The following is a 26,467-nucleotide window of genomic DNA, read 5'->3' as shown; positions in this document are numbered from 1 at the left end:
CGACTTGGATGGTTCAAAGAGAATCTACCGACTGTAGCCAGTTCATTTGAGACAGTCATCCAGTGATGGTGACAGCAGTTCTTCGACTCTTCCGGTGTCATCCAGACACGGTTCACGTTGGAGTTTTGCGTTTCAAATGAGCTGAGCTACAGGCGGAGCCTACGGGAGTTTCTCTTTGCACCATCCAGTTGAAATACTTATACAGCCTTGGCTGTGTAGTTATAGATCATCATTGCACTCCATGATTGGAGCTTCCAAAAGATCTCCAAGAAGCAGAGCCAGGAAGGGATGGCTTCTGCTGATTACCTCTTCACCTCCAAGCACGAATTTTTAGTCGACTAAAACCTATGACCATTGATCTACTGTCTATTGAGGCTCTCAGTAGCGGACTGTCTGAGAAGGCTCTTGATTATCTGCAGTAAACGATCCCAGAACATCATCGTCGCGGTGTTGGCTCTTTCGTTCAAGCTCAACGCAGATTATTCAATGACCATGCTGCCGATTTGGCTGCTGTATTAACCGCGATTGCATCGGCTCCCAAGGATTTTAATCTTGATCTCTTTGAGAAGAACTTCATTGAATGGCTGCGTTCCAATGGTGTCTCTAGCTCACGTATTACGCAGCTTAAAGGTGCTATCAGAATTAAGACACGAGCTATATCCAGTGATTCCTTCTACAGTCAAGGTGAAAGAGAGATAATTCGTGCTCTTGAAGTTGAGAAGGCATACTTGTTTGGGCGGCTTACTTTTCCTGGCCAGAAGGAGGTCTTCTCCCTTCACCGAGCAACTGGCACCATCACCCTGCAGCAACTGAGGCAACTCCTTAAGCAGCACCAATACGATCCAAAGACGAGCTGGAATAGCAACTCGGACTGGAAACCAAACGGCAAGCCAAGTTCGACTACAGATTCATCAGATAGACAAGCTAACCCATCATTCCCCATTTCAATGCAAGCACACGATCTCGCACTGACACTTCAGAGTGTTGTTGACCAACTTCTGGATATCCGCCCTCAATGGGAAGGTGATCATCGAGTAACAGAGTTGATTGATGCTCAGCGGCTCAGTGAACTGACCAACCAGCTTTGTGCTGGGAGGGATCTTGGGTGGGAGTTCTAATCAATTAGAGATCGCTTGCTGACGAAACAATTGAAGGTATATCCCGAACCCATTACCTCTCACCTTCATCCCCTCTGAGGTGGACTGGTTTTTCTGGACAGCCCCCATCAGGGGCGGTACCCCGCCTCAGAGGTTAACGATGGGGCCTGTCCAGAAAAACCAGTTAAATTACAGCGTATAACTGATTCGCAGTTGGGCCTTGCATGCACATTGCTTTCGGTTGTATATTTGGGGTTGAATTAATTGAATTCATGCCCTCTTCTGAAATCGTCACTTACGATCCGTCAACCTCGGAAGATATCTTTTTGCCGGCATTTGGCAATGAATACCTTAGATTTGGCACGGGCACAAATGCGCTCAACGATCAAACAGGGAGTCTGTCCGGTCCGCAATACTGGGATGGTTCATCTTGGTTGAATGGCACCATTGGCATTAGCAGCTTTGCCATGGGTGTTGGCTCAGGTGGCGATGGCGCAGATATCTGGAACCTAAATGGCAATCTGTATTACGGCTCCTATTTAAATGTTGAGTCAAATTCAACAAATGAATCCGGAGCAACTTTTGTGGCTCGACGGAAGCCTGATACGCTTTTTTCCGTTGACACGTCTGGCCTTGATGGCACGACCGGGTCGTTTACTTGGTCGGGAATCTTTGAGCTGGAGGATTCGACCGCCGCTAGTGGCGACGGTAAGGTTGACGTCAAGATCTCTAGAACCTACAAACTGGGTGCAAATTCTTCATATGTCAAAGAGACGACCACAATAGAGAATGTAGATGCCCAAGACACTCTTACCAATCCAAGGTTTTGGACTGGGGTCGGAGATGATTGGGTTGGTTTTACGGACAGTCCTGATAAGATCAAGGGAAACATTGTTGAAGGTGAGTTTGTTCCTATTTCTTCATTGGATTCCGACGGCTTGTATGTCGATGACAACCGATCCATTCGGGCTACTGCTGTTCTGATCGGCCAGTCTTACCCGGGAGTTGGCACGCCGATTGAAGAGGTTGAGACTGATTCTCTTTTCGAGTACTTCTATACTACTTCCCCTAATGGTTATGCCCTGGTGCATGAAAGTATCGGATGGTATCTTGATAGGGCTATGTCTCGTGATCCCCTTGACTCGCCGTCGATTATTAATCAAGATGATGGATCCTATGCTATGTACTACAGGTTCGATGATCTTGATCCCGGTTTCTCTGCTTCGGTAGACACTTTCTTTGCGATGTCGCCGCTCTCGCAGCTCGGTTCCTCTTTTTTGAGTGTTGAGAGCGATAGCGAAGAAGAAGAAACGGTATTGGAGGAAGAGACCTCCCGTGCCGTAGAAAGTGAATCTCCAGTGCCAGCGCCAGTCCCTGTTGTTGATACTACCCCTGCCGACCCAGCGCCCGCTGGTGTCGATATTCAGCCCGCCGACGATGACGGAGACGGCCTCCGTGAAGTCGTTACCGCCGCCGATGGCACAACCGTGGATGGCAACCGTGATGGAATCGCCGATGCCACGCAATCGCAAGTAGCTGGCTTGCGTCTCATCAATGACGGCGCAGTTGGTGCCGATTACGGCGCCGTTGTTGTGCCAGACGGCATCCAGCTCCAGGCGGTCACTCTCGTAGCTCCTGCCGCCGGTAGTTCTATCCAGGTCGCTGCACGCGGCGGTGGCGCTGTGGTCACCACCACGCCCGAGGGCATCAACAATGCTTTTGCCGGGGTGGTTTCTTTCAACGCTGCTGGTATGACACCTGGTGGCACCACAGAAGTCACTATCAGCTTTCCCTCAGGCCTCCCTGCTGGCACAGGCAACGCCTATCTGCGCTTCAACTACGTCACCAATCGCTTTGAGGAGTATCTAGATGCAAATGGCACTCCCCTCTACGCCTTCATCGACAACGATGGTGACGGCACCATTGACGGCGTCAAACTCACTGTGATCGATGGTGATCTCACCTGGGATGGTGATGGCACCCCCAACGGCGTCTATGTCGACCCTGGGTTCCTCGGCAGCGGCGAGCGCAATCTCACCGGCACAAAGCGTGGCGACAGCCTGATTGGCAATGTTCTTGCTAACACCCTGAACGGCAAAAAGGGCAACGATTGGCTGGTGGGTGATCTTGCTAGCGACGTTCTCAAAGGGGCCCGTGGTAATGACGGCATCTTTGGAGGAGAAGGCGCTGATCGGATCACCGGCGGCCAGGATCGCGATCGCATCTACTACACCGATGCATCCGAATCCTCGGTCGACCAGCGTGACACCGTGAAGTTCGGCAAGCAGGATCGATTCGTATTCAGCTCCTTTGATGGCGACACCATCACCGAGGGCATCCAGACGCTCTCCTTCATCGGCAAACAAGCCTTCTCCGGCACCGCTGGGGAACTGCGCGCCACGCGCTCAGTGCTGGAAGCTGACACCACCGGTGATGGTTTTGCCGATTTTGTCGTGAATCTGCTTGGGAACACGCTGATCAGCGCCAGCAACCTCGTGCTCTGAGGCTGCACGCTTGTGCTTCACCTGGCTGGCTGCGGTCAGCCAGGTTTTTTATTGGGGTATTGAACCAAGCTCAGCTGTCCACACGGCAACAATCTCCCCTCTGAATGGCTGCAGGAGATGAACGAGCTGGAACGCGAGATCTTCCGAACAATGCTTAATCTTAGTGCGGATGTGCCCTGCGACGATATTGAGGCAATCGCCAAGGAGATAATTCAAGAGCGAAATGAGGACAAGAAGTTCCATGCCTTTCTTGCGGAAGCCTCTGATGAAGAACTTATAGATGCAGACTTATTCTGTGAGCCAAGAACACCATTTGCCTGGGAGGAGATAAATGAACTGAACTGCAAGACTGAGCAGGAATACCTAGGAACCTAATCTATGATTATGGACAAGGGATCGGCAACGATCCCACCAGCCACACCTTGTAGCTCATCCTCTGATACCTCTGCCTGAGCCTTCTGGAGCTCCTCAGAAGAAATAACAAAACCCGCAGCTTTGGCAATTGCCACCACGGCATCGGCATCTGCAGCCGCCTTCAGCTTCTCTTGAAGCCCCGCATCAGCCTTGGCCGCTTCCTGGAAGGCTTTGAGTTGCTCTTCTGACATCGCTTTGAGTGGGCGAGGTGTGATGACATCCATTATCGCTGACCTTCAACCTGGTGTCAGCAGGATAGTGTGAAAGACCTCTGGAAAACCCGACCAGTAATTGTCTGCAGAATTGAAATGGTGCCAAGTACTGGATACTGAACGATGGTTCTTCGCGGGCTATTGAAGAGATTAAAAGCCCCTGCAATTGCAGAGGCTCTGGGGGAATTGTGTTAGGCCGTGCATTCACTTAGTAGCCAGCCGCTGTATACAGAAAATCACGCCTATAGCGCCTCCAAGTGTTGGAAGGACCAGCCACGCCTTCTAGCTCCTCTTCAGAAAACTCTAAAGGCTGATGTGCAATGACGGAAGCTTGCAGGGTGAGGTCGCGGTTGACGTGATTGGTCATGATTGAAGCTCTTTGGGGTGTGAGGTGAAGTCGGAGGTGTGTTCCTCTTGATGTATTCATCATCGCAGGGCTGACCGCTTAGTACCAGATGAGAAGAAAGAGAGGTGATAGGGAGTTTCTGGTGAGGTCAGCACAGCACAAAAATCTTTGCGCGATCATTCGTTAACGCACGAACCATCGAATGCCAAAGTCTTCCCTGATAAAGGCGACTAACTTCGCTGGCGATTCAGATCGCCCACTCTGAGCTGGTCTGGTTTTTCTGGTGTCAGGCGACAGCAAAAACTGGTCCGGCGGCGACACGAAAACTGGTCCACCCTGTGGAGCGAGCCAGGCCTGACGACACGGTGAGCGCAGGGGCGTCATCTCTGGAGCCGATGGCTGCGGAGATGCCGGTGCAGACCCCTCAGGATGTGGAGGCGATGCAGCGGCTTTCGGCAGCAGGCTGGGGCCGTAGACGGATTGCCCGGGAACTGGGCTGTTCGCCGGAGACGGTGCGCAAGTACCTACGGCAGGGTGGCTGGCAGCCCTATGGCAAGCCCTGCCGCACCTCGGTTCTCGATGGTCAACGGGAGTGGCTGCGGCAGCGATTTCTGGCCCACCGCGGCAATGCCGACGTGCTGCGGCAGGAGTTGGCCAGTGAGAAGGGAATCAAGGTGAGCCTGCGCACGGTGGAGCGTGCGGTTGAGCCATGGCGGCGTGAGCTGCGCAACGCAGCTGTGGCGACGGTGCGGTTTGAGACGCCACCGGGCCGGCAGCTGCAGGCGGACTTTGGCCAGTGCGTGGTGCGTATTGGCGGCGAGCGGGTGCGGGTGCACCTGGCGGTGCTCACCTTGGGATACTCCAGGCGACTGTTGGTGCGGGCGTTCCGCAGCGAGAAGCAGGACCACTGGCTCTCAACCCTGGAGGAGGGGTTCCGGCACTGGGGCGGTGTGCCTCAGGAGGTGCTCGTGGATAACGCTCGCGCCCTGGTGAGTCAGCACGATCCGGAACGACAGATCCTGGTGTTTGCCCAGCGGCTTGAGCAGTTCGCCAGCTACTGGGGGTTCAAGCCCCGCGCCTGCCGGCCGTACCGGGCCAGGACGAAAGGCAAAGACGAACGTGGGGTGGCGTACGTCAAACGCAACGCCATGGCCGGGCGGGAGTTCAGCAGCTGGGCGGAGCTGGAGGCCCATCTGGTGCGCTGGACCCGTGAGGTCGCTGACCTGAGGGTGCATGGCACCACGGGTGAGGCGCCGCTGGAGCGGTTTATGCGCGCAGAAGCCCAGGCCTTGCAGCCGCTGGAGGCCAAGCCGTCCTTCTTGGCAGAGCGGGAGCTGGTGCGCGTTGTGCACAGCGACTGCTGCGTGGAAGTGGAAGCGAACTGGTATTCGGCGCCGCAGGCGCTGATCCGCCAGCGGGTGAGCGTGCTGGTGCGCGATCAACAGGTTCTGATCCGCCATGGCGGCAGGATCGTGGCTGAGCACAGGCGTCAGCGGCCTGGTAGCCGTAGCCGCCAGGTGATCGACGGCCATTGGGATGGCCTGGTGCCGCAACGGCAGCGGCGCGAGGCGGTGCGTTCGCTGCGGGACACCAGCGAGCGTTGTGATCAAGAACAGGAGCAAGAGCAGGAGCGGCGCATGGTTCGCAGCTCTGAACTGGCCCGGCCTCTGGCCGTCTATGCCGAGCTGATCGGTGAGGTAGCGGCATGAGCACCAACCCGCGCAACCGATCCACACCCATCACGCCACCGGTGCCGACCGAGGAGCTGGAGGCGATGCTTACCCGCCTGCGGCTACCGGCCATCCGCGATCGCCTCGATGCGCTCCTGGAGGAGGCGGCAAGGCGGGAGATGAACCTGCGTGAGGCGCTGACCTGGCTCTGCACAGCTGAGGTGGCTCGCAAGGACCAGCTGCGGATGGAAATGGCGCTGCGGCTGGCGCGCTTTCCGTATGTGCGGACGCTGGAGGCATTTGATTTCGAGGCTCAGCCGTCGATCGATCCGGCCCAAATCCGCGAGCTGGCCACCTGCCGTTGGGTGGCCAACGGCGACACCTTGCTACTGCTCGGACCGCCGGGTGTGGGTAAGACCCACTTGGCCGTGGCACTGGGCCGGGAGGCGGTGCGGCTCGGTCACAGCGTCCAGTACGTCGGTGCGATGGAGCTGATCACAGCCCTGGCCAAAGCCCAGGCGCAGCACGCCCTGGAAGCAAGGCTGACGCAGTACGCCAAAACCCGGCTGCTGATCATCGATGAGCTCGGCTACCTGCCGCTTGAGCCGAACGCGGCCTATCTGTTCTTCCAGCTGATCTCCCGCTGCTACCAGCGCGGCAGCGTGTTGATCACCTCCAACCGCCCCGTCATGGAGTGGGGCGAGGTGTTTGGTGATCAGGTGGTTGCCACGGCAATCCTCGATCGGCTGCTGCACCACAGCCACGTGCTGACGATCCGGGGCGACAGCTACCGGCTCAAAGGGAAACGTCGCAGCGGTCTCATCCGCCGCAGGCGGGCGGTTCCTCCTCACAGGACAGCGCTGGCCTACAGCCACCGCCGCCCAGTGAGGAGGCCTGAAGGAAAACTCGAATCAGGCAGCACAGGTTCCGCAGCCCACAACAACCACGTCACGACACACACCGATGAGGCAACGATCGAAAAGCCAACGGAAGGCCCCCATCAGCAGACCATCAGCTGGACCAGATTTCGTGTCGCCGGAGGACCAAAAGCGGATGTCGCTTGACATCTGGACAGTCCCCATCGTTAACCTCTGAGGTGGGGTATCGCCCCTGAAATGGGGCTCCCACTCATGAGCAAGCGACGCACCCACAGTCCCGAATTCAAGGCCAGAGTCGCCATGGAGGCGATCAGTGGCCGCAAGACAATCCAGGAGATCGCTGCTGATCACGCGATCCACCCCATCCAGGTAAGCCAGTGGAAGAAGCAGCTGCTGGATGGTGCCAGTGAGCTGTTTACGCGAGGCAAGAAGAGCAAGGACAAGGAGGAGGGCCAGGCCAAAGTAGCCCGAGGTGTTTTGTCTCAGCAGTTCAGCTGACAAGAAGGTGTGAGGCCGCTACGGGGTGAGATGCGACCCGCGCTCATTGGGCGCACGTCATAGCTCGCATTGATGCCGTACATCCAACTGCGGTCGTCATTGAGCCAGCGGTAGCCAAGGCGGGATGAGGTGGAGATGGTGGTGCCAGCAACGGTGGTGTTGATGATGCTGCTGTCGTCCCAATTAGCGAAGTTCACATTTGCCTGCACATCAACGAAGATCGCGCTGTCCTCTCCAGCGACGATGGGCAAGAATCTGCCAATGCCAGCTTGGTTCGGGGTGCCAGCGGCCTGGGTCTGCGCTTGAACGCCAACCCCCGGCTTGACAACGTCTTTCAGGTTGGATGTGCATCACGCCAAAGTCTTCCGCTGAACCCTGCGCAACCTCGTCGGGGTCGGCGTTCACCTGAGCGATGGATGGCAGTGCTATAGCAGAGACGCCAGTCAGCGACAGTCCTCTACGGATGAACCGTCGCATCTCTGCTTCTTTAGTTGGCGAGAGTTTCGCAGATCAAAGTCACGTCTTAATAGTCGTGAGTGCGGTTTGGCTGTAGTCGGCTCCTGCAGCACGTTTAGAACCTCCTTGCACTTTGCTCGGCCAGTGGGCCTGGCATCCGATCCGAGCTGCTCAGCGGTGCGGGCTGGGAACTTGGTGGTGAATGCTGCGGTCATCGTTGTGATCGCAGGTGACTCGCTGAGTGTTCCCCTGCAATGCTGATCAGAGACCGAGCTCGCGTGAGTGAGATCGATCAGACCTCCGCATCCTCGCCCCACTGGGGTATGCACTGACACCAGCCTTCCGCCCGGAGCTTCTTTCAGGGTTCTGGGCGTTGTCTTCGCGTAGGTGGCTGCGCTTTTTCACAAGGAGTGTCGCAGTCAAGCCCCACTTTAAATTGCTCTTCGGGAGATCCACACTACAAATTTCCGAAGCCTGATCACTATGGAGGCGATGTGTAAATCCCCCCATGCCGGGGGTGCTTGCATGGCCATCCAGTTCTTTTGGGGCGTTGGTGTAATAGGCCAGGCCGTGCAGCCTGATCGGTTTATCCCACGGTTTATGTACGGTTGATAAACCCTGCCTGAAACACCAATCCACGACACAAGCAGTGCTCCCCGAGCCGTAGGAGAGCGATGGCTACTGGGCAGATGCGCGGAATGTGTTGGTGTCATTGCTCACGGACTGTCGGTTCCTCCCAGGCGCCTGCTCTGGACCTGCCTGTCGCGAGATCCTTTCGCTCTGCTGACCAATGGTTTGGCTCGCTTCTCTCCCGTTTTTCTGTGGGTCATGGATGTGGGTCTAGGTGTGGGTCTAGCTCCTGTTGCTGATTTTCAGAACCATTTTGCTGCAGTCGATCTCAGGTGCAGTCTGGTACGGCTTCCCTAGTTGAAGTAGGTCTTGTTGGTGAGGGCCGGGCAGAGATCCCTGAAGCTGTTGCGGGTTGCGTCTGTCAAGGTCTGGCTGTTGCGGAGTGGCTCATGGCGACATGCAGCACGAGTGGCGCCGTGAACGTAGTCTCTCCTTTGAGGGCTTTTCCCGTTGTTTATAGAGCTGGTGGGTTGGGCCAAAGCTCAAACTCTGGAAAGCTTTGCGCGAGCTTTTGATTCGGCTCTTGGTAGAAATCCTGCAAGTGCCTGATCACCTCGCTTGGGATCTCTATTTTGGGCTTGTTGGTGTTTCTTGGGGGGGGAGTGTTTGGGGTGAGGGATGGGATTGAGATTCAGAAAGAGCTGTGTTTGTAAGAAGGTGGCCTCCGGGTCTTTGAAGAACTCCTCGCTTTTGATGATCAGGATCTTCTCTCGGCTGTAGTGCTCCATGAATGCCTCGAGCTGCTGTGCATAGAGTCCCCTTTCTTTGTAGGGAATGGCATTTCTTCCACTGCGTGAAACCTCCGCCGTTAGGGCAATCTCAGGTGGCCGGGTTTCGATTCCATTGCGTTGAAGATGGCAGTAGTGGGAGATGGCTCGCTCTACCGGGTTGCGTAGCATCGCGATGAGCTTCGCGTTGGGGATCAGGGCGCTCATGCGTGGCGCCGTTACAATTGCATTCGAGAGATAAGACGGCGTTGCCTCGATTCTGCAGTGTGCACCTCTCAGTATTTCCCAGATTGGGAAATGAGTTCGATACCAGTGGGCGCCTTTTGCGTAGTGCTTGTCAAAAAAGTGTATTTCTTTAACGGACGAGAAGGCGACCTGCGGGTGCTCCCGTAGCCATGCATTGAGTGTGGTGGTGCCGCACTTCATGCCGCCAATGATCAGGGCGTTTGGTAAGGGTCGGAAGGGGGCGGAGAGCCGGTAGTAGGGGTAAAGCGCTTGCCGGAGCCTCTCGCGTTGTGTGAGGGTTCGGATTCGGAACATGGTTTTGGCGCGCCCTCGTTCATTGTAGACAGCTTATTTTTCTACCAGCCTGGAAAATCGCCCAAGAGATCGCGGAGTTCTTGATTCGGTTGTTGATAGAAAATCTCCAGGTGCTGCATCACGGCATCGGAAATCTCTGGTTTGACGCTGCTGGTGTTGCGCGGTCTTGCATTGTTGGGTAGGGTTCTTATCTCTAGATTGAGAAAGTCTAGGGTCTGCTGGTAGATGGTCTCGGGATCTCTGAATAACTCCTCGCTTTTGATAATCAGTATATTGCTGCGTGGGTATAGGCTGAGAAAGTTTTTGAGTTGCTTGGCGTAAAGGCCGCGTGATTTATAGCGGTTGGCACCCCTGCCATTGCTTGTGAAATCCGACATGAGGGCAGCTTCGGGTGGTCGTGTTTCCCTGTGATTGCGCTGGGTGTGGCAGTAATGGGAAATCGCCCGATGGACGGGGTTGCGCAGCATGACGATCAACTTGGCATCGGGGATCAGTGCGTGCATCCGCGGCGCCACTTTTGCCGCCCGATAGAGATAAGAGGGGGTGGCTTCAATCGTGCAGCTTGAACCCTGAAGGCGCTCCCAGATAGGGAAATGGGTTCTGTACCACTGAGGACCCCGTTCAAAATTTTTATCAAAAAAATGAATCTCTTTCTGGCTTGAAAAAGCAACGCCTGGGTGCTCCCTCAGCCATGCATTCAGGCTCGTTGTCCCGCATTTCATCCCGCCGATGATCACCGCATTGGGGAGAGGCCGCAGGGGTGCTGTGGCGCGATACAGCGGGTAAAAATTCTTGCGTAGATACTGGCGAGTTGTCTTGCTTCGGCGCAGCAAGGTCTGGGTCGCGGCATGCGGCATTATGCACGACTTCGCCCGTAAATATTTTGAACGTGCAAGCGGGTCTTTCTTGAAGTCCTTTCGCTGCAGTTCGTTCTGGGATTCTGCTTGATTTCTGTAAGCGCTTTTGTTGTGACCTAGCGCACTCCTTGAGTCATTTCTCGCTCGATCTCAGCCTCGCTGAAGGGCTTCGCCGGGTGGGAGAGCTTCCAGCCCTGCACGGCCAATGCCGCTCCCCAGCCAAGGATGGGCCAGATCGGCCAGAACGAGCCGCGTCCTGTTGCAGCCCAAAGCGCCACCAGCACTGCGTTCACCAGCAGGTATTGCTGCAGCTGGTGGCGATACGCGCGCTTTTGATGCAGGCGTCTGATCGGCTTCTGGCGCGGGTCAGTTGGCTCGATCATCGGCTGGTGTGGACTCAGAGCACCTGCCCCACCATCACAGCCGCCACGGCTGAGAACAGGGTGATGCTTAGTGCGGTGAGCGGGTTTTGGCCCTGGGCTACGGCGAAGCTGGTGATCACACCGGCGCCGAGGCAGGCCACGGCCAGTTGGGTGGTGAGGGCTGGGCGCTGCTCCACGGGCTTGTGCTCGATTGGCAGCAGCTTGCTGGCAGCTGCGCTTGGGGGCTTGGCTTCTTTACCTGGCGTTGATCTTCGTTACCCCGCGCAATGTCAGGAGCGCAGGCGGGTGGAGGCGGGGCGGGCCCGGCCGCTGCTGGCCCACTGCTGCAGGGCTTCGAGTTGTTCCCGTGCCGTGCGCGATAACGGCACCAGCTGGGCGGCGGCGCTGATCAGATCGCTTTCGCCAAATTCGCGCTGCTCACTGAAGGCCTGGTGCATCGCTTCGATCACCACCTGCTCGAGCTCGGCACCGGAGAAGCCCGCCGTGCGATCCACCACCACCTCCAGCGGCAGGCTGTGATCGGGGCGCCGCCGGCGCAGCTGCAGATCAAGGATGGCGTTTCGCTCGGTTGCATCAGGGAGATCCAGCAGGAAGATCTCATCGAAGCGGCCCTTCCGCAGCAGCTCGGGCGGCAGCTTCTCCACTCCGTTGGCGGTGGCCACCACGAACACGGCGCTGCTCTTCTCCGCCATCCAGGTGAGCAGGCTGGCCAGCACGCGCTGGCTGGTACCGCCATCGCTGCGGCCATCACCGGCCGCGCCAAACCCCTTGTCAATCTCATCAATCCACAGCACGCAGGGCGCCATGGCTTCGGCGCGCTGGATCATGTCGCGGGTGCGGGCTTCGGAAGCCCCCACCAGTCCGGCGAACAGGCGCCCCACATCCAGGCGCAGCAACGGCATGCTCCAGCTGTGGGCAATCGCTTTGGCCGTGAGCGATTTACCGGTGCCCTGCGGGCCCACCAGCAGCACGCCCCGCGGCAGAGGCAGCCCGTAGCGGCGGGCGTCATCGCTGAAGGCCATGTGGCGCTGTTCCAGCCAGCGCTTCAGGGCATCGAGCCCGCCGATATCGGCCGGGGTGGCTTCGGTGGGGCAGTACTCGAGCAGTTCACTGCGGGCGATGGCCTGGCGCTTTTCTTCGAGCACTTCATCCAGATCGGCCAGGCCCAGTTCTCCACGGCTGGCTAAGCCGCGAGCGGCCACCTGGCGAATGCGTTGTTCACTCAGGCCGCTGCAGCTGTGGCTCAGCTGCTCGAGCAGCTCCTCATCAAGCTGCTGGCCGCAGGCTTGGGCGATGCTGCCGAGTAGGGCCTCGATTTCCTGTTGATTCGGCAGGGGCAGATCCAACAGGGTGATGCATTCATCAAGATCCCGCGGGGGCTGCCACTCGGTGGCTGTGATCACCAGGGTGTGGGGTTGCTGGCGCAGGCTGCTGGCCAGGTTGCGCAACTTGCGGCAAATACTGGCGTCCTCGCAGTAGCGGTGGAAGTCGTGCAGCACCAGCAGGGCTGGCTGCTCCGCCGGCAGGGCCGCGAGGCTTTCCAGGGCCGCCAGGGGATTGCGCGCTGCTTCACCATCTCGGCCGGGCCAGCCGCTTAGGCCGCTGATGAAATCCCAGCGGGCCAGAGCCCTGTTGCCCAGGCGGCGTGCGGCAGCGGCCAGCAATGTGGCGATGCGCTCTTCTTCCTGGCTGCGGATCCAGAGGATGGGGGTGCGCGCCCGGATCAGCAGATCGAGGTGGTCGGCCCAGGCCTGGCTCATGGCTGCAGTTTTTTCAAGGCCGCCCAGCGCGGATCTGTCAGTTCGTTTTCGGTGGGAGCACCCAGCAGTTCTGGGCCCGGGCAATCACTGCCGCAGCGGTTCACCAGAGGCAGCTGGAGGCTGAGCTGCTCGAAGATCCAGTGTTCGGGATCGAAGTCGCCGCTGGGATCGAGGCTTTCGCACAGGCCATCGGGATCGAGCTCGAGCACCTCACTTCCGCCTTCCAGCACCACTTCGGCATCGATGCCGGCGGCGCGGGCCTGATCGCCAAGCCACACCACCTCCTGGTGGCGAAAGCTCAGGGGGTGGTTGAAATGCTGCAGACAGCGGTCGCAGCGGAGGGTCACGATCGTGCTCGCTTCGCCGGCCACCTCAAGAATGTTGCCGCGATGCACGGCCGTGAGGCTGCCGCGAACGGGGGTGAGGCTCTCGAGCTCCCCCAGCTGTTGATCCACCGTCCAGTGCCGTCCATCAGCGAGGAGCCGCAACTCCTGAAGTGGCACGGGCTGAAGTGGATCTCCAGCCGGCGACGGATGGATGGCAGCCATGGTCTTACTTCTTGCCCTTGGGCTCGAAGGGCAGACGCTCACTGCCGCTCACCGTGGCGGTGACGGTTTTGGCATCAGCTGCCAGCTGTTGATCGAGGATGGCCTGCAGGTTGTCGGGCAGGGCCTCGCGAGTGAGCAGGAAGGTTTGCGCGGCCTGGAAGATGTTCGCTACCACCATGTAGAGCAGCACGCCCGCCGGCAGGGGGAAGAACAGGAACATGCCGGTGATCATCACGGGCGTGATCTTGTTGGCCGTGGCCTGCTGTGGGTTGGCAGGCATGCCCATGCCCGAGAGGATCTGGCTCACGAACAGGCTGGCGCCGAAGGCGGCCACAAGGATTGCGATATCCCAGTTGATGGCGCCATCGGTGTAGAAGCCCACCTGGCCGAGGGCCTTGATGAACAGGAAGCCGCTGCGGGCTGCCAGACCGGGGATCTTGGCTTCCACGGTCACATCACCGGGGGCGATGGCATGGATGCTGCCGTTCTGATCAACGCTCACCAGGCCTTCACCCTTGGTGACGCTCCAGGTGGGGGTGAAGGCGCTGCCGTTCTCCACACCGGTAAGCACTGAGGCGAAGCTGGCGCCGTCTTTGGTGTGCAGGCTCACGGTTTCCGTATCGCCCACACCCAGCTTGGTGCCCTTCTCCAGGCTGGCGATCACCGGCACATGGTTGGTGGCCGTCACGAAGATCGAATGGCTGGGGCTGTTGAACGGCTTGGGTTCAACCGCGGCAATTTGGTCAGCCGGCAACACCTTCAGATTGAGGGTGTAGGGCACATCGGCGAACGGTGATCCCCGCAGGGTGGCGAACAGCGCGAACAGGATCGGCATCTGCACCAGCAGGGGCAGACAGCCCGAAAGGGGGCTGCCGAATTCCTTCATCAGCGAACCCAGCTCTTCCTGCTGCTTCTGGGGGTTGTTGGCGTATTTGGCCTTGATCTCAGCCTGGCGCTTCTGCATCACCGGCTGGGCGATGCGCATGCGGCGGGCACTGCGGATCGAGCCGGCACTGAGGGGGAAGAGCGCCAGGCGGATCACCACCGTGAGGGCAATGATCGCCAAGCCGTAGCTCGGCACCAATCCGTAGAAGAAATCGAGGATCGGCAGCAGCAGGTTGTCGGAGATGTAGCCGATCACGGCGTGCTCAGGTCCGGGAGAAAGGGAAGTGGAGCCAGTGTGTCAGGCGGGTGGCTCAGGCCGCCGCGTTGTCGCCGAAACCGGTTTTGGGGCTGGCCTTGCCGGCCGGGCTGGCGGCCATGCGCTGCTCGATGTACGCCTCGGCCTCCTTGTAACGGGGCACGGCGCGCATCTCCAGCTTCATGCCGTCGTTGAGGATCAGCACCATGTCGCCCCAGAAGCCCAGACCGCGGGCCACCGAGCGCACCTCACGGATTTGGCTGTACACCACCTGGCTGCGGTCGCGGCCCAGCCAGCCACCGCTCACTTCCACACGGCGGCTGGTGATGCGGAAGCGCAGCCATAGGGCCCGCACCAGGGCGCCCACGGCGAAGGGAATGCCGATCAGGGTGAGGCCGAACAGCAGGTTGGTGATCAGATCACCCTTGGCAGGGCCGCCTGCGTAGAAGACGTCTTCATTGATGCTGGCTCCTGGAGCCACCGGTGGCGTCTGGGGCGTGCCTGTCATGGCCTGAGTCCTGCCTTCGCGAGGAGTTGGAAACATTCTCCCAGCAGGGCCTGGTCGGTGGCCTCGGCGCTGCCGGGTTTGAGGGAGATCAGCAGCCAGTGGCCGGCGCCCTGATTGGGCAGAGCCTCCACCGCAGCCGTGAGCTGGCTGTGGAAGAGCCGGCGGAGCTGGTTGCGGCGCACGGAGCGCTTGCTCACCTTGCTGCTCACCACCACCGCCAACCGACAGCTGTTGGGGCTGTGGTCGCGTGGATCGGGTTTGAGCAGCTCTGGTTGGGCGTTCAGGCAGCGCAGCACCATCAGGGTGCCGTGATGACGCTGACCTTTTTGATAGATGCGGTCAAACACAAACCGCCCCCGCAGCCTGTGTTCCCGGGATAAGACCATCGGAAACGAACTGTGGGGGCGGTGAGGTGAACGGTTGATCGAGCGATCAGACCGCCAGGCGTGCGCGGCCGCGCTTGCGGCGGGAACGGATCACGCGGCGGCCAGTGTGGCTGCGCATGCGAACACGGAAGCCCGAGACGCGCTTGCGCTTGCGGCTGGTTCCTTCAAGGGTGCGCTTGGTCATGGCTCCGGCTCGGCTGCGCCTTCAACGTCGATCGCCCAACCTACCAGCCGAACTGGCTCAATCGCTCTGGGGATCGATCTGGATCAACCAGCTGCCCAGGTAGCCCGAAACGGGAACATCACCCGGGGCCTGGGCCAGCGCGTTGAACTGATACATCCCAATGTTAAAGGGATTGAACATGTTGATGTACACGCCGATGGTTTTGCCCACGGGCACCGGTGTGTCGGGGAAGATCTCGATGGCTGTGCCGTCGGCCGCCACCTCCACGGTGGCGGGGATGTCGGTTTCACAGCGGGTGCGGGAGAGCATGCCGCCCTCTTTCATGTAGCAGAGCTTGACGCGCTTCGGATCGATGGTGGTGTCAAAGCTCTTGGGGATCCCCACCACCAGTTTGAGGATGGCCGTTTTGCGATCTTTCGGTTTGAGGATCAGGTAATACTCCGACCGCTTCAGGCGCTTGGTGTCGGTCATGAAGTAGTAGAGCTTGCGGTAATCCTTGCTGGAGTCCCAGCGGAATTCCACGAGCCCAGGGGTGCCCTGGCCTTTGACCGGCAGCATCGGTGCGAGGGCGGCAGCAACGCCTGCGAGCCCCAGGGCTGCAGCCATAGCGGTGCCGGCGGCACCCATGCGGAACCCAGCCATGGATTGGTTCTTTAGGAGGTCTTGTCGACCATTCTTGGCAGCCAATGCCAGCAGAAGGGCTTGGGGGGGTGCCGGACCTGGGGTTGGAAGCTGTGACCAGATGCGACTCAGCTGGCCAGATCGGGGCGTAGGCGGGCGGCCTCGCGCAGGTAGGCATGGCGCACCGGTTGCTCGGGCTCAAGCCAGGCATGGGCCAGTAGGCGAATGCAGCGGGGCAGGTCGCCGGCGACAGCCATCTGCTGGCAATCGAGCAGGGCAACGCCATCCCAGCCATCGCGGCGGCGGGCAATCGCTGCAGGGAAGATCGCATCCAGATCGGCGGTGACTGAGAAGGTCACCGAGAGCAGCTGGCTGCCCTGGAGCTGGTTGCGCTCCACCAGGGCATCAATCAGTTCACCCACCGCTTCGCTGATGGCAGCGCTGGTGTTGGCCGCGGCGGTGGTGGCGCCCCGCAAGGCCCGCAGTTGGGAGGTGCTCATGGGCGATGCAGCCAGAGGGGTTGGCCACTCCAGGCCAGCTCCAGATGGAGGGCTTCGCTGAGGCGGGCGAACAGGTTGCGTCCGGGGATCATCCCGGCCAGACCTTTTTTCGGTTGCCCGAAGTTGATCGGTCGGGTCTTCTCCACGTCGAGTTCGGCCAGCTCACAAGCCAAGCGGCGGGCGCTCTCCTCATCACCCAGTTGATCCACAAGCCCCAGTACCAGGGCCTGGGCGCCGCTGAACACCCGGCCATCGGCAAAGCTGCGCACAGTGCCCTCCTCCAGGTCACGGCCCTCAGCCACAGCAGTCACAAATTGGCCGTAGCTGGAATCGATCAGCTCCTGCAGCAGCTGCCGCTCGCCGGCGGTGAGGGCGCGATCCGGCGAGAGGATGTCCTTATACAAACCGCTTTTCACGGTTTCGAACTGCACGCCGATCCGCTCGAGCAGCCTGGAAAGGTTGTTGCCCCGCAGGATCACGCCGATCGAACCGGTGATCGAGCCGGCATTGGCCACGATTTTTTCGGCTGCCACTCCCACATACACCCCGCCGGAGGCGGAGATGTTGCCGAAGCTGGCCACCACGCGGCAGCCCTTCTGGCGCAGGCGTTGGATCGCAGCATGAATTTCCTGGCTGTCGCCCACGGTGCCGCCCGGGCTGTCGATCCGCAGCAGCAGCGCTGGGAATTCGCGCTGCTCCACCTCTCGCAGGGCTTTCAGCACCCGCTCGCGGGTGCCGGAGGCAATCGCCCCTTCGATGGCGATACGCGCCAGCTTGCGGCGGGATTTGCGGCGCCAGGGCCAGACCATCGAGGCGGTGTGCAGTGGCTGGATCTTAAAAAGGAGCCTGTGGGCCGCTGGTGCTCGTGAAGGTGCGCTGGCTGCTGATGCTGTTGCCGTTTGCCCTTTGGGGCACGGCGATGGCGGCGATGAAGCCGTTGTTGGTGGAGGCGGGGCCTCTCACCTTGGCTTGGATGCGCCTGCTGCCAGCCGGGGTTGTGGTGTTGCTGGCCGCGGTGATCTGGCGCGGGCAGTGGGGGGTGGATCGCCGCGATTGGTGGTGGCTGCTGCTGTTTGCCCTTGTGGATGCCACGGCGTTTCAGGGGCTGTTGGCCAGGGGATTGGTCAACACCGGCGCGGGCCTGGGATCCGTGTTGATCGATTCCCAGCCCTTGCTGGTGGCCTTGCTGGCCCGCAGCCTGTTTGGAGAGGCGATCAACCCAGTGGGCTGGCTGGGCTTGCTGGTGGGTTTGCTCGGAATCCTTTGCCTGGGTTTGCCAGCTCCTTTGCTGCGCCACTGGTGGTTGATGGGGCCTGAATTTTTGGGTGATCAGGCCTGGAGCCACGGTGAGCTGTGGATGCTGGCGGCCGCCCTGGCGATGGCCCTGGGTACGGTGATCAGCCGCTACGCCTGCCGCCATAGCGATGCGGTGGCCGTTACCGGCTGGCACATGGTGTTGGGGGCACTGCCGCTGCTGGCCGGTTCGGCGCTGTTGCCGGCGTGGAGCTCCGCGGCGCCGCCCTTCTGGCCCCAGTGGACCCTGACGCAGTGGGGGCTGATGACCTATGCCGCCCTGTTGGGCAGTGCCTTGGCCTACGGCCTGTTCTTTTGGTTCGCCACCCATGGCGATCTCACCAGCTTCACCTCGCTCACCTTTCTCACGCCGGTGTTTGCGCTCCTGTGCGGGGTGGTGCTTCTTGAGGAGCAGTTGGAGCCGTTGCAGTGGCTGGGAGCAGCTCTGGCCCTGGTGAGCGTGGTGTTGATCAACCGCCGTGCCCTGCTGTGGCACCCCGGCGGCGCAGCGGCTGAGGTGCTGCCATGAAGCTGCTGGTGGTGGCCACGGCCTTGGGCCCCGTGGGCAGTGGCCGCGGTGGCGGTGTGGAGCTCACCCTGGCGGGGTTGGTGGCTGGGCTGCTGCAGCGCGGCCACCGAATCACCGTGCTAGCGGCGGAGGGCTCGGGCTTACCGGCTGATTGCGCCTCGGCTGAGCTGTGGACCTGTGCGGGCACCCCTCAGCCGAGCGTGCAGCACCAGGGCCGTGATGCGGCGATCACGATGCCGCTTGATGCCCTGCTGGCTCGGTTTTGGCAGCGAGTGCTGTTGGAGGCGCCGGCGCATGGATTTGATGCGGTGCTCAACCTGGGCTACGACTGGCTGCCCTTTTGGCTCACCTCCTCCGCGCCGCTGCCGCTGTTGCACCTGGTGAGCATGGGCTCGGTGAATGCGGCCATGGATGGGGTGATTGCTGACGTGGCGGCCTGGGATCAACGCCGTCTGGCGTTTCACACGGCCGCTCAGGCTGCGGATTTTGCCCTGGTGCAGCCGCCTGTGCTGCTGGGCAACGGCTTTGACCTGAGCGCCTATCGGTTCTGCGAGCAGCCCGATGCCCTGCTCGGCTGGGTGGGGCGTGTGGCGCCGGAGAAGGGGCTCGAGGATGCGGCAGCCGCGGCGGCGCGCTGCGGATTGCCCCTGGCCGTGTGGGGGCTGGTGGAAGACGAGGCCTATGCCGCTGCTGTGCAGGCTTCGGTGCCGGCGGGCACCTTGCAGTGGCGGGGCTTTCTGCCCACGGCCCAGTTGCAGGAGGCGCTTGGCCGTTGCCAGGCGCTGCTCAACACCCCGAAGTGGAACGAGGCCTACGGCAACGTTGTGGTGGAGGCGATGGCCTGCGGGGTGCCAGTGGTGGCCTATCGGCGCGGTGGGCCCGGCGAATTGGTGCAGCCCGGTGTGAATGGCCTGTTGGTGGACCCCGACGATGTGGAGGCCCTGGCGGACGCCGTGACCGAGGTGAAGCGGATCGATCGCCGCGCCTGCCGGCAGTGGGTGGAAGCCCATGCATCGCGGGCGGTGCTGGCGGAGCGGATCGAGGCCTGGGTGGAGCAGGCGCTGCAGCCGTAAGCGATAACGTCGAGCCTGACGCAGCTCGCCCTGGTGCCCCGCAGGTTCGTGTTGCCGTTGGTGCTGATCTGCGGCCTGGCGTTGTTTGTGTGGGGGCTGGGCAGCACAGGTTTGGTGGATGAAACCCCGCCCCTGTTTGCCGCCTCAGCGCGGGCGATGGCGCGCACGGGTGATTGGCTGATCCCGCGGGTGAACGGCTTACCCCGATACGACAAGCCGCCCCTCGTTTATTGGCTGATGGGGCTGATCTATGCCCTGCCGGCCCACGCCCAGTGGGACCCGCTGGGCACCTGGGCGGCCCGGCTGCCTTCGGCTCTGGCCAGTGTGGGGTTGATGCTGGTGATGGCCGCCGCCCTGTTGCGCTGGCCGCAGCCGCTTCCCAGCGGCCGCCTGCCGGCCTCCTCCCAGCAGTCGATCACCGCCGTGAGTGCGGCGCTGGCCTTTGCCCTCTCTCCGCTGGTGCTGCTCTGGAGCCGCATCGCTGTGAGCGATGCCTTGCTCACCGGTTTGCTCGGAGCCGTGCTCTTGTTGCTCTGGCGCTGCTATGCCGGCGGCGGTCGCCCTTGGTGGGCCTGGATCCTGTTGGGGCTGGCGGTGCTGGCCAAGGGGCCGGTGGCGGTGGTGTTGGCGGGAATGACCCTGGTGGGCTTTGGCCTGTGGCAGCGGGATCTGATGGGCTTGGTCGCTCGCCTGCGCCCCTGGCCGGGTCTCGGGATGACCGCCCTGGTGGCGCTGCCTTGGTATGGCCTGGCGGCGCTGGTGGAGGGTCAACCCTTCATTCAGAGCTTCTTCGGCTACCACAACCTGCAGCGCTTCACCGGGGTGGTGAACAACCATTTGCAGCCCTGGTGGTTTTTCCTGCCGGTGCTGGTGGTGGCCTCGTTGCCGTTCACACCCCTGCTGCTGGCTGGATTGGTGAGCGCAGCGCGACGCTGCCGCGCCAGCCAGCTACCTGAGCACTCGCTGCAGCGCTTCGCCACCTGTTGGCTGGTGGCGGTGCTGCTGTTTTTCACCCTGGCGGCCACCAAGCTGCCCAGCTATTGGATTCCGGCTACCCCAGCAGCGGGCCTGCTGATCGCCCTGGCAGCCCAGCAGCGCCCAGGGCGCTGGCTGATGGCCAGCACCTTGCTGCTGCAGGGGGTGTTGGCCGCAGGCTTGGCGGCCTCGGGCCGTTGGGTTCCCCTGATCAATGAACCGGAACTCCCCACCTTGCCGGCGGAGCTCCTGGCGAGTGGCTTGCTCAGCCGCGCGTCGGCCTGCTTCGCGCTGGCTTTGCTGGCGGGCCTGATCCTCTGCTGGGCTAAAGCCCCCTGGCGGTGGGGCTGGTTGCTGGCCCAGCAGCTTGCGGTGGCGGCCTTTGCCGTATCGGCCCTGCAGCCGCTGGTGGTTTTCGGAGATCGTTTGCGCCAGGCGCCCCTGCGCCGCCTGGCAGCGGCTGTGCAACACCAGCGCCGCAGTGATGAACCCTTAGCGATGGTGGGGATCTTGAAGCCCTCGCTCCACTTCTATACAAACAAGGTGGTGATTTATGAGGGGGTGCAGCCCAATGGACCGCTCAACCTCAACGACCGGCTGTTGCAAGAGCGCCGCCGCGAGCAGACCCCTTCGCCCCCCGCTCCTGGCCGTTCCGTGCTGCTGGTGATCGATCAACGCACCGCCCAGCTGCCCCATTGGCGAGGCTTGAGCCATCAGGCGCTGGCGTCTGAAGGGTTGTTCGAGCTCTGGCGTGTGCCGCGTCAGGCCCTGGATCAGTGGGCTGCGCAACTCAAGCGTGCCGGCACACCGCCGGCGGATTGGCAGCAACCCAGGCCTGAGCGCTACTGATCGCTGGCGGGGGTGCCCATGGCCACGCCGTTGTCCATGCGTTCCCGTTGGCAGAAGCTGCAGTGCCCCCAGCGCTGCAGTTCACCGGCCGGTGCCGGCCGCTGACAGCTGGGGCAGCTGGTCATCCCGTAGACATCCACTCGGCTGGGATGGTGCGCCCAGACCTGGGCCTCCTCGTCGCTGCCGAAGGGCGGTAGGGGGGAGGGTTGGTGTTGCTGCAGCACCAGATCCTTCACGGAAAAACCAGCGCCGCGCAGGGCGCCCAGCAAGCGGTGTTTGTTGAAGCGCAGCGCCTGCAGCCATTGGGGGTGGCTGGCACCCACCACCAGGCGTCCGCCCTGGAGCCGCAGGGGCCGGCAGTGGGGTGCCAGCTGGGCACCGGCGATGCCCGGCCAGGCCTGCCAGAGGGCGGCCAGGTTTTCGTCCCGGCGCCAGTGCTCTTGCAGCTGGTTGAGGCATGTCTTCAGGCCCGTTGCCGGCGCTGGCGGCGAGGGCACCAGATACGACACATCGCCAGCCTTGCGTGATTGCATCAGCTTGCGGTGAGGGAGCGGATCGGGTGGTTGTTGCCCAGATCCGGTGCTGGGTAGAGGGTGGTGCAGTTGAAGGCGAAGTCACCGCCGGCCTCCTGCACAATTTTGGCGATCTCAAGAAAGATCTTCTGCTGCACTGCCAGATACTCGCTCCACACGGTTGTTCGGGTGAAGCAATACACGAGCAGATTGATCGAGGAGCTGGCCCATTCGTTAAAGCTCACCAAGATCATCTGTTTGGAATCGATGTCGGGGTGGTTGTGCAGCAGTTCATTCACCGCCTCAGCGATCGCTTCGATCCGCGGTAGATCCTCGTAGCGCAAGCTGATGCTGGCCTTGATCTGGCGGTTGTACATCCGCCCCGGATTTTCGATCGGTGTGGTGGCAAACACCGAGTTGGGGATCGATAACGGGCGGCGATCCAGGGTCACGATGCGGGTGTGATACCAGCCGATCCGCTCCACCGTGCCCTGCAGCGTGGAGGTCTCCACGCCCGACCAGATCGGCAACTGAATCCAGTCGCCCACCGAGAAGGGGCGGTTGAAATACAGCATCAAGCCCGAGAGGAAGTTCTGCGACACCTGTTGGGTGCCGAAGCCGATGCCGATGCCGGCTCCGCCCAGCATCGTGGCCACGGCTGTCGTCGACACGCCAAAGGTGACCATCAGTGCCGCCACCGTGAGCACCACTACCCCGATGGAGAGGAGCCGATCCAGAAGGCTGGTGACCATTGCGCGATCGCGCGGATCATCCACGCCAAGCCAGCGCTGCACATGATCGGTGCGTAGCAGCGTCTGCCCCAGGTTGATCGTTGCCCAGCCAACCGCAATCAAGGTGAGCGCGGTGGAGGTTTCAAGGCCCTTGAGCGGCATCAGCGCCGGTGCAGCACCGCTGATGGCATGGGCCAGCCAGCCCAGATACAGGGCTGCACTGAGGCCCGTGATCAAGGGGCGCTTGAGCGTTGCGGCCAGCTGCGGGACCAGCGGCCGCACGCGCCGTCCGTAGCGCTCCACCAACTTCAGCAGGAGCCAGAGGGCGATCAGCAGCCCTGTTCCCACCAGCAGCCCTTCGTTGCTTTGAAAGAAATCAACGTCGTTCAGCAGCCGCTGGCGCGCACCTGACATCAGCGATCGGGTAGCAACGTCCACCGTAAGGGTGGAGTTTTGATGCGGCCGCTTTCGATAGCCTGTCGCCACGGCTTCTGAAACCGCTGCACATCCATGGGCTTCTTTGATCGCCTCGGCCGTCTGGTGCGTGCCAACGCCAACGCGGCGGTGGGAGCCATGGAGGACCCCGCGAAGATCCTGGATCAGTCGGTGGCCGACATGCAGGCCGATCTGGTGAAGCTGCGCCAGGCCGTGGCCACCGCCATCGCCAGCCAGAAGCGCATTCAGAACCAGGCTGAGCAGGCTGAAGCCCAGGCCAAAATCTGGTACGAGCGGGCTGAGCTGGCCCTGAAAAAAGGTGAAGAAGACTTGGCGCGCGAGGCCTTGGGTCGCCGCAAAACCTGCCAGGACACAGCCACCGCCCTGAATACTCAGCTGCAGAGCCAGGCGGGCCAGGTGGAGCAGCTCAAGCAGAGCCTGGTGAAGCTCGAAAGCAAGATCGCCGAGGCGAAAACCAAAAAAGACATGCTCAAGGCCCGGGCCCAGGCGGCCCAGGCCCAGGCGCAGTTGCAGAGCGCCGTGGGCAACCTCGGCACCAACAGTTCCATGGCGGCTTTTGAACGCATGGAAGAGAAGGTGGAGGCGCTGGAGGCCCGCAGTCAGGCTGCCGCTGAGCTGGCCGGTGCGGATCTGGAAAGTCAGTTTGCAGCGCTCGAAGGGGCTCCCGAAGTGGATGACGAACTGGCTGCTCTCAAGGGCAAGTTGGCTGGCAGCGCCCCTGCCGCTGCTCTGCCGGAAGCAGGTGGTGTCGTGCAGCCGGTGAAGGTGGAAGAGGTGGATGCTGAGCTTGAGGAGCTGAAGCGCTCGATCGACAAGCTCTGATCCATACAATCGCCGGAGCGTTGCCTGCCGCCGTGTCTGTTCTGCACCTCACCGATGCCAACTTCCAGGCCGAGGTGCTGGATGCCGCCACGCCAGTACTGGTGGATGTTTGGGCTGAGTGGTGCGGCCCCTGCCGGCTGATGGCTCCGATGATGGACTGGGCTGCCGGCGAATATTCCGGCCGCTTGGCCGTGGGCAAGCTCGAGGCAGATCCCAACCCCACCGCCCGCGATCAGATGGGGATTCAGGGCTTACCCACGCTGGTGATTTTCAAGAACGGCCAGGAAGTGGCTCGCCACGAAGGCGCCATGGCTCAACCCCAGCTCAAGGCCTTCCTGGATGCCCATCTCTGAGGGACTGACCTCCCTGCATCTGTCTGACCGGGTTGCAGCCCTGGGTAGCGGGGTTTTTGCGCGGAATGATCAGCGCAAGCAGTCGTATCGCGCTGCTGCCGCTGCGGCCGGGCTGCCACCCCTGCTTGATCTCTCGCTGGGCTCAACAGATCTCCAGCCACCTGAGGTGGCCCTCGAGGCCATTCGCGGTCAGCTTGGCCGGCCCGAGAGCGCGGCCTATTGCTTGCATGGCGCCACCCTTCCCTTCCGCGAGGCCGTAGCAGCCTGGGCTCAGCGCCGTTTTGGCGTGGTGGTGGATCCGGAGCGAGAGGTGTTGCTGCTGGTGGGCTCCCAGGAGGGAACGGCCCATCTGCCGCTGGCGGTGCTCAATCCGGGCGATCCGGCGCTGTTGCTCGATCCCTATTACCCCTCCCATCTCGGTGGTTTGCGTTTGGCCTCGGCCGAGCCGCGCTTTCTGCCGCTTCACCCCGCGGAAGGCTTTGCACCCGATTTCGATCAGCTCAGCACCAGTGAGTGGGATGCCCTCAAGTTGATGGTGCTGGGTTTCCCCCATAACCCAACCGCTACCACCGGCCAGCAGGCCTGGGTGGATGCCGCCGCAGAGCGGGCCGTGCGCCACGGCGTGGTGTTCGCCCACGACAACCCCTACGTGGATTTGGCGCTCGAGGGTGAGGCGCCGGCGCTGTTGCGTTCGCCGCTGTGGCGCCAGTGCGGCATTGAGTTTTTCTCGTTTTCCAAGGGTTGGTGCCTCGGCGGGTACCGTCTGGCCTTCGCCATCGGGGCGGAGCCGTTGATTACGGCCCTGCGGCAGCTCAAGGGCGTGGTGGATTTCAACCAGAGCACGGCGCTGCAGGCTGGCGGGATTGCGGCCCTGGAGCAGGCGGGTGACTGGCCGGAGCGGATCAAGCCCGTTTACCGCGAGCGGCGTGATCGCCTGGCCGCTGTGTTCCAGGCGGCGGGTTGGCCGGTGCGGATCCCCTCAATGGCGCTGTATCTCTGGCTGGAGCTGCCCCAGCGTGCTCGCGCTGCAGGCCTGGATTCGGAGCGCTTTTGCGCTCAGCTGCTGGAGGCCAGCGGGGTGTGTCTCACGCCCGGAAATGGTTTTGGCGCTGGCGGCGAGGGGTTTGCGCGGTTGGCGCTGGTGCATCCGATCGAGCAGTTGGAGGCTGGTGCCCAGCGGATGGCGGCTTGGCTGGCCCAGCTCTGAAGGCCGCTGCCCTGGCAGCTGCGCTGCAGCGCTGCCCTGGAGATCACCCGCTCCCATGGCAGCTGAGGGTGGTGCCGGTGTGCGCCAGCACGGAGCTGGAGTTGGAGCGCTGGCTGGCGGCTTCTGGGCGGTTTCCCTTAGCAGTGTGCGCCCGCCAGCAGCGTTATGGCCATGGGCAGCAGGGCCGGGTATGGCAGTCGCCTGCCGGTGGGGTGTGGCTGAGTGCGGCGCTGCCGTGGCCCTCTCATCCCATCGGCGCTGCGTCGCTTGCCCTGGCGGCAGCAGTGGGTGTGGCGCTGGAGCTCGAGGCCCTGGACCTGCGGCCCCAGATCAAGTGGCCCAACGATCTGCTGTTGAGGGAGCGCAAGCTGGCGGGCATCCTGCCGCGGTTGCGTTGGCGGGGCGGCCAGGTGCGCTACGCCCAGCTGGGGGTGGGGATCAACGGCTGCAATCGCGTACCGCCCGGCGCGATCAACTTGGCGCAAGGCCTCGGTCAGCCCCACCACCCTCAGGCGCAGCCGCCGTTGTTGGCGGCACGCGTGCTGCGCGGCCTGGAGTGGGCAGCGGCGGCGGCTGATCAGCCTGAGCTGGTGCGGCGCCAGGCCGAGCAGCGCCTTTGGCGCCCTGAGGGAATCGAGCACAACGGAGCGCTCTGGAGGGTGGCAGGGCTAGCGGCTGATGGAGGGTTGCGGCTTTGCCGCGGCTCCGAGGTGGCTGTGCTGCAGCGCGCTTTCTAGAGTTTGAGGCGCTTTGTTTTCGCGGCTGCTGTGCCTCGCCTCCAACCGCTGAGCCTGCTGGTGGCGCTG

At 61.6% G+C, this 26,467-nt stretch carries 28 protein-coding genes and 2 pseudogenes; 13 read left to right on the top strand and 17 right to left on the bottom strand.

Annotated features, from left to right (window positions below):
- Positions 1 to 503: 503 nt before the first annotated feature.
- The 3 genes from CB0101_RS13550 (at position 504) to CB0101_RS13540 (ending at position 3,976) form a co-directional block, all read left to right on the top strand.
- Positions 504 to 1,118: a hypothetical protein gene (locus tag CB0101_RS13550; protein WP_136644173.1), complete on the top strand. Its 615-nt coding sequence runs from the start codon at positions 504 to 506 to the stop codon at positions 1,116 to 1,118.
- A gap of 203 nt (positions 1,119 to 1,321) precedes the next feature.
- Positions 1,322 to 3,601 (top strand): calcium-binding protein, encoded by a 2,280-nt coding sequence (locus CB0101_RS13545; protein ID WP_136644172.1) that lies wholly within the window; start codon positions 1,322 to 1,324, stop codon positions 3,599 to 3,601.
- A gap of 117 nt (positions 3,602 to 3,718) precedes the next feature.
- On the top strand, positions 3,719 to 3,976 hold the full coding sequence (locus tag CB0101_RS13540) for a hypothetical protein (RefSeq protein WP_010303927.1): 258 nt from the start codon (positions 3,719 to 3,721) through the stop codon (positions 3,974 to 3,976).
- Here the strand turns inward: CB0101_RS13540 and CB0101_RS13535 are convergent.
- The gene (locus tag CB0101_RS13535) at positions 3,973 to 4,239 is read right to left on the bottom strand and encodes a Nif11-like leader peptide family RiPP precursor (protein ID WP_010303925.1); all 267 of its coding nucleotides are present in this window, start codon (positions 4,237 to 4,239) and stop codon (positions 3,973 to 3,975) included. The genes CB0101_RS13540 and CB0101_RS13535 overlap by 4 nt on opposite strands.
- 729 nt (positions 4,240 to 4,968) lie before the next feature.
- Between CB0101_RS13535 and istA the strand changes: the two genes are divergently transcribed.
- From istA to CB0101_RS15880, 3 genes and pseudogenes are all read left to right on the top strand, one after another.
- Positions 4,969 to 6,282 carry an IS21 family transposase gene (gene istA, locus CB0101_RS13530; protein WP_136644007.1) on the top strand — a complete coding sequence of 438 codons (1,314 nt, stop codon included), beginning with the start codon at positions 4,969 to 4,971 and terminating at the stop codon, positions 6,280 to 6,282.
- A complete protein-coding gene (gene istB / locus CB0101_RS13525; protein ID WP_136644171.1) occupies positions 6,279 to 7,307 on the top strand; it encodes an IS21-like element helper ATPase IstB in 1,029 nt (342 codons plus the stop codon). Before istA ends, istB begins: the two co-directional genes overlap by 4 nt.
- Positions 7,308 to 7,358: 51 nt before the next feature.
- Positions 7,359 to 7,518, top strand: a pseudogene (locus CB0101_RS15880) (transposase); the annotation flags it as partial.
- A gap of 136 nt (positions 7,519 to 7,654) precedes the next feature.
- On the opposite strand, the pseudogene CB0101_RS13515 reads toward CB0101_RS15880, so the two are convergent.
- From CB0101_RS13515 to sppA, 14 genes and pseudogenes are all read right to left on the bottom strand, one after another.
- Positions 7,655 to 8,096, bottom strand: a pseudogene (locus CB0101_RS13515) (carbamoyl-phosphate synthase L chain); the annotation flags it as partial.
- A gap of 1,091 nt (positions 8,097 to 9,187) precedes the next feature.
- Positions 9,188 to 9,973 carry a sulfotransferase gene (locus CB0101_RS13510; protein ID WP_010303893.1) on the bottom strand — a complete coding sequence of 262 codons (786 nt, stop codon included), beginning with the start codon at positions 9,971 to 9,973 and terminating at the stop codon, positions 9,188 to 9,190.
- A gap of 41 nt (positions 9,974 to 10,014) precedes the next feature.
- Positions 10,015 to 10,830, bottom strand: a complete 816-nt coding sequence (locus CB0101_RS13505; RefSeq protein WP_071778097.1) for a sulfotransferase — start codon at positions 10,828 to 10,830, stop codon at positions 10,015 to 10,017.
- 116 nt (positions 10,831 to 10,946) lie between these two features.
- A complete protein-coding gene (locus CB0101_RS13500) occupies positions 10,947 to 11,213 on the bottom strand; it encodes a 2TM domain-containing protein (protein WP_010303888.1) in 267 nt (88 codons plus the stop codon).
- Positions 11,214 to 11,227: 14 nt separating this feature from the next.
- Positions 11,228 to 11,389, bottom strand: coding sequence for a hypothetical protein (locus CB0101_RS15505; protein WP_010303885.1), 162 nt, complete (start codon positions 11,387 to 11,389; stop codon positions 11,228 to 11,230).
- Positions 11,390 to 11,482: 93 nt separating this feature from the next.
- Positions 11,483 to 12,973: an AAA family ATPase gene (locus CB0101_RS13495; protein WP_010303883.1), complete on the bottom strand. Its 1,491-nt coding sequence runs from the start codon at positions 12,971 to 12,973 to the stop codon at positions 11,483 to 11,485.
- The gene (locus tag CB0101_RS13490) at positions 12,970 to 13,521 is read right to left on the bottom strand and encodes a DUF177 domain-containing protein (protein ID WP_010303881.1); all 552 of its coding nucleotides are present in this window, start codon (positions 13,519 to 13,521) and stop codon (positions 12,970 to 12,972) included. The genes CB0101_RS13495 and CB0101_RS13490 overlap by 4 nt, the downstream gene beginning before the upstream one ends.
- A gap of 4 nt (positions 13,522 to 13,525) precedes the next feature.
- Complete coding sequence (yidC, locus tag CB0101_RS13485; RefSeq protein ID WP_010303880.1) at positions 13,526 to 14,662, bottom strand: membrane protein insertase YidC; 1,137 nt, start codon at positions 14,660 to 14,662, stop codon at positions 13,526 to 13,528.
- A gap of 55 nt (positions 14,663 to 14,717) precedes the next feature.
- Positions 14,718 to 15,170, bottom strand: coding sequence for a PH domain-containing protein (locus tag CB0101_RS13480; RefSeq protein WP_010303878.1), 453 nt, complete (start codon positions 15,168 to 15,170; stop codon positions 14,718 to 14,720).
- A complete protein-coding gene (gene rnpA / locus CB0101_RS13475) occupies positions 15,167 to 15,556 on the bottom strand; it encodes a ribonuclease P protein component (protein WP_136644170.1) in 390 nt (129 codons plus the stop codon). Before rnpA ends, CB0101_RS13480 begins: the two co-directional genes overlap by 4 nt.
- Positions 15,557 to 15,602: 46 nt before the next feature.
- Positions 15,603 to 15,740 (bottom strand): 50S ribosomal protein L34, encoded by a 138-nt coding sequence (rpmH, locus tag CB0101_RS13470; protein ID WP_010303865.1) that lies wholly within the window; start codon positions 15,738 to 15,740, stop codon positions 15,603 to 15,605.
- A gap of 57 nt (positions 15,741 to 15,797) precedes the next feature.
- Positions 15,798 to 16,382, bottom strand: coding sequence for a DUF2808 domain-containing protein (locus tag CB0101_RS13465; RefSeq protein WP_050778731.1), 585 nt, complete (start codon positions 16,380 to 16,382; stop codon positions 15,798 to 15,800).
- 107 nt (positions 16,383 to 16,489) lie between these two features.
- Positions 16,490 to 16,861 (bottom strand): chorismate mutase, encoded by a 372-nt coding sequence (aroH, locus tag CB0101_RS13460; protein ID WP_010303862.1) that lies wholly within the window; start codon positions 16,859 to 16,861, stop codon positions 16,490 to 16,492.
- Positions 16,858 to 17,670, bottom strand: a complete 813-nt coding sequence (gene sppA, locus CB0101_RS13455) for a signal peptide peptidase SppA (RefSeq protein ID WP_010303860.1) — start codon at positions 17,668 to 17,670, stop codon at positions 16,858 to 16,860. Before sppA ends, aroH begins: the two co-directional genes overlap by 4 nt.
- A 50-nt stretch (positions 17,671 to 17,720) precedes the next feature.
- Here sppA and CB0101_RS13450 point away from each other — a divergent pair, with 50 nt between their 5' ends.
- From CB0101_RS13450 to CB0101_RS13440, 3 genes are read left to right on the top strand one after another with little or no spacing between them, the layout of a single operon-like run.
- Positions 17,721 to 18,683, top strand: a complete 963-nt coding sequence (locus tag CB0101_RS13450; RefSeq protein WP_010303858.1) for a DMT family transporter — start codon at positions 17,721 to 17,723, stop codon at positions 18,681 to 18,683.
- Positions 18,680 to 19,756 (top strand): glycosyltransferase family 4 protein, encoded by a 1,077-nt coding sequence (locus tag CB0101_RS13445; RefSeq protein ID WP_010303856.1) that lies wholly within the window; start codon positions 18,680 to 18,682, stop codon positions 19,754 to 19,756. Before CB0101_RS13450 ends, CB0101_RS13445 begins: the two co-directional genes overlap by 4 nt.
- A gap of 33 nt (positions 19,757 to 19,789) precedes the next feature.
- On the top strand, positions 19,790 to 21,580 hold the full coding sequence (locus tag CB0101_RS13440) for a glycosyltransferase family 39 protein (RefSeq protein WP_010303854.1): 1,791 nt from the start codon (positions 19,790 to 19,792) through the stop codon (positions 21,578 to 21,580).
- Here CB0101_RS13440 and CB0101_RS13435 read toward each other — a convergent pair.
- Both CB0101_RS13435 and CB0101_RS13430 read right to left on the bottom strand, forming a co-directional pair.
- A complete protein-coding gene (locus tag CB0101_RS13435) occupies positions 21,574 to 22,113 on the bottom strand; it encodes a DUF721 domain-containing protein (protein WP_010303852.1) in 540 nt (179 codons plus the stop codon). The two genes, CB0101_RS13440 and CB0101_RS13435, sit on opposite strands and share 7 nt — an antisense overlap.
- Positions 22,113 to 23,237, bottom strand: a complete 1,125-nt coding sequence (locus tag CB0101_RS13430) for a mechanosensitive ion channel family protein (RefSeq protein ID WP_010303850.1) — start codon at positions 23,235 to 23,237, stop codon at positions 22,113 to 22,115. The genes CB0101_RS13435 and CB0101_RS13430 overlap by 1 nt, the downstream gene beginning before the upstream one ends.
- 96 nt (positions 23,238 to 23,333) lie before the next feature.
- Here CB0101_RS13430 and CB0101_RS13425 point away from each other — a divergent pair, with 96 nt between their 5' ends.
- The 4 genes from CB0101_RS13425 to CB0101_RS13410 are packed head-to-tail and all read left to right on the top strand — an operon-like array spanning position 23,334 to position 26,398.
- The gene (locus CB0101_RS13425; protein ID WP_010303848.1) at positions 23,334 to 24,101 is read left to right on the top strand and encodes a PspA/IM30 family protein; all 768 of its coding nucleotides are present in this window, start codon (positions 23,334 to 23,336) and stop codon (positions 24,099 to 24,101) included.
- Positions 24,102 to 24,121: 20 nt separating this feature from the next.
- Positions 24,122 to 24,454: a thioredoxin gene (gene trxA, locus CB0101_RS13420; protein ID WP_010303847.1), complete on the top strand. Its 333-nt coding sequence runs from the start codon at positions 24,122 to 24,124 to the stop codon at positions 24,452 to 24,454.
- Complete coding sequence (locus tag CB0101_RS13415; RefSeq protein ID WP_010303845.1) at positions 24,441 to 25,661, top strand: aminotransferase class I/II-fold pyridoxal phosphate-dependent enzyme; 1,221 nt, start codon at positions 24,441 to 24,443, stop codon at positions 25,659 to 25,661. Before trxA ends, CB0101_RS13415 begins: the two co-directional genes overlap by 14 nt.
- The gene (locus CB0101_RS13410; protein ID WP_010303843.1) at positions 25,643 to 26,398 is read left to right on the top strand and encodes a biotin--[acetyl-CoA-carboxylase] ligase; all 756 of its coding nucleotides are present in this window, start codon (positions 25,643 to 25,645) and stop codon (positions 26,396 to 26,398) included. Before CB0101_RS13415 ends, CB0101_RS13410 begins: the two co-directional genes overlap by 19 nt.
- The last annotated feature ends 69 nt before the right edge of the window (positions 26,399 to 26,467 follow it).

This window comes from Synechococcus sp. CB0101 (genome assembly GCF_000179235.2).
In the GTDB taxonomy this organism is placed as follows: domain Bacteria; phylum Cyanobacteriota; class Cyanobacteriia; order PCC-6307; family Cyanobiaceae; genus Vulcanococcus.
Note: the sequence above shows the minus strand (reverse complement) of the source record. Positions and strands in the feature narration are given on the sequence as shown.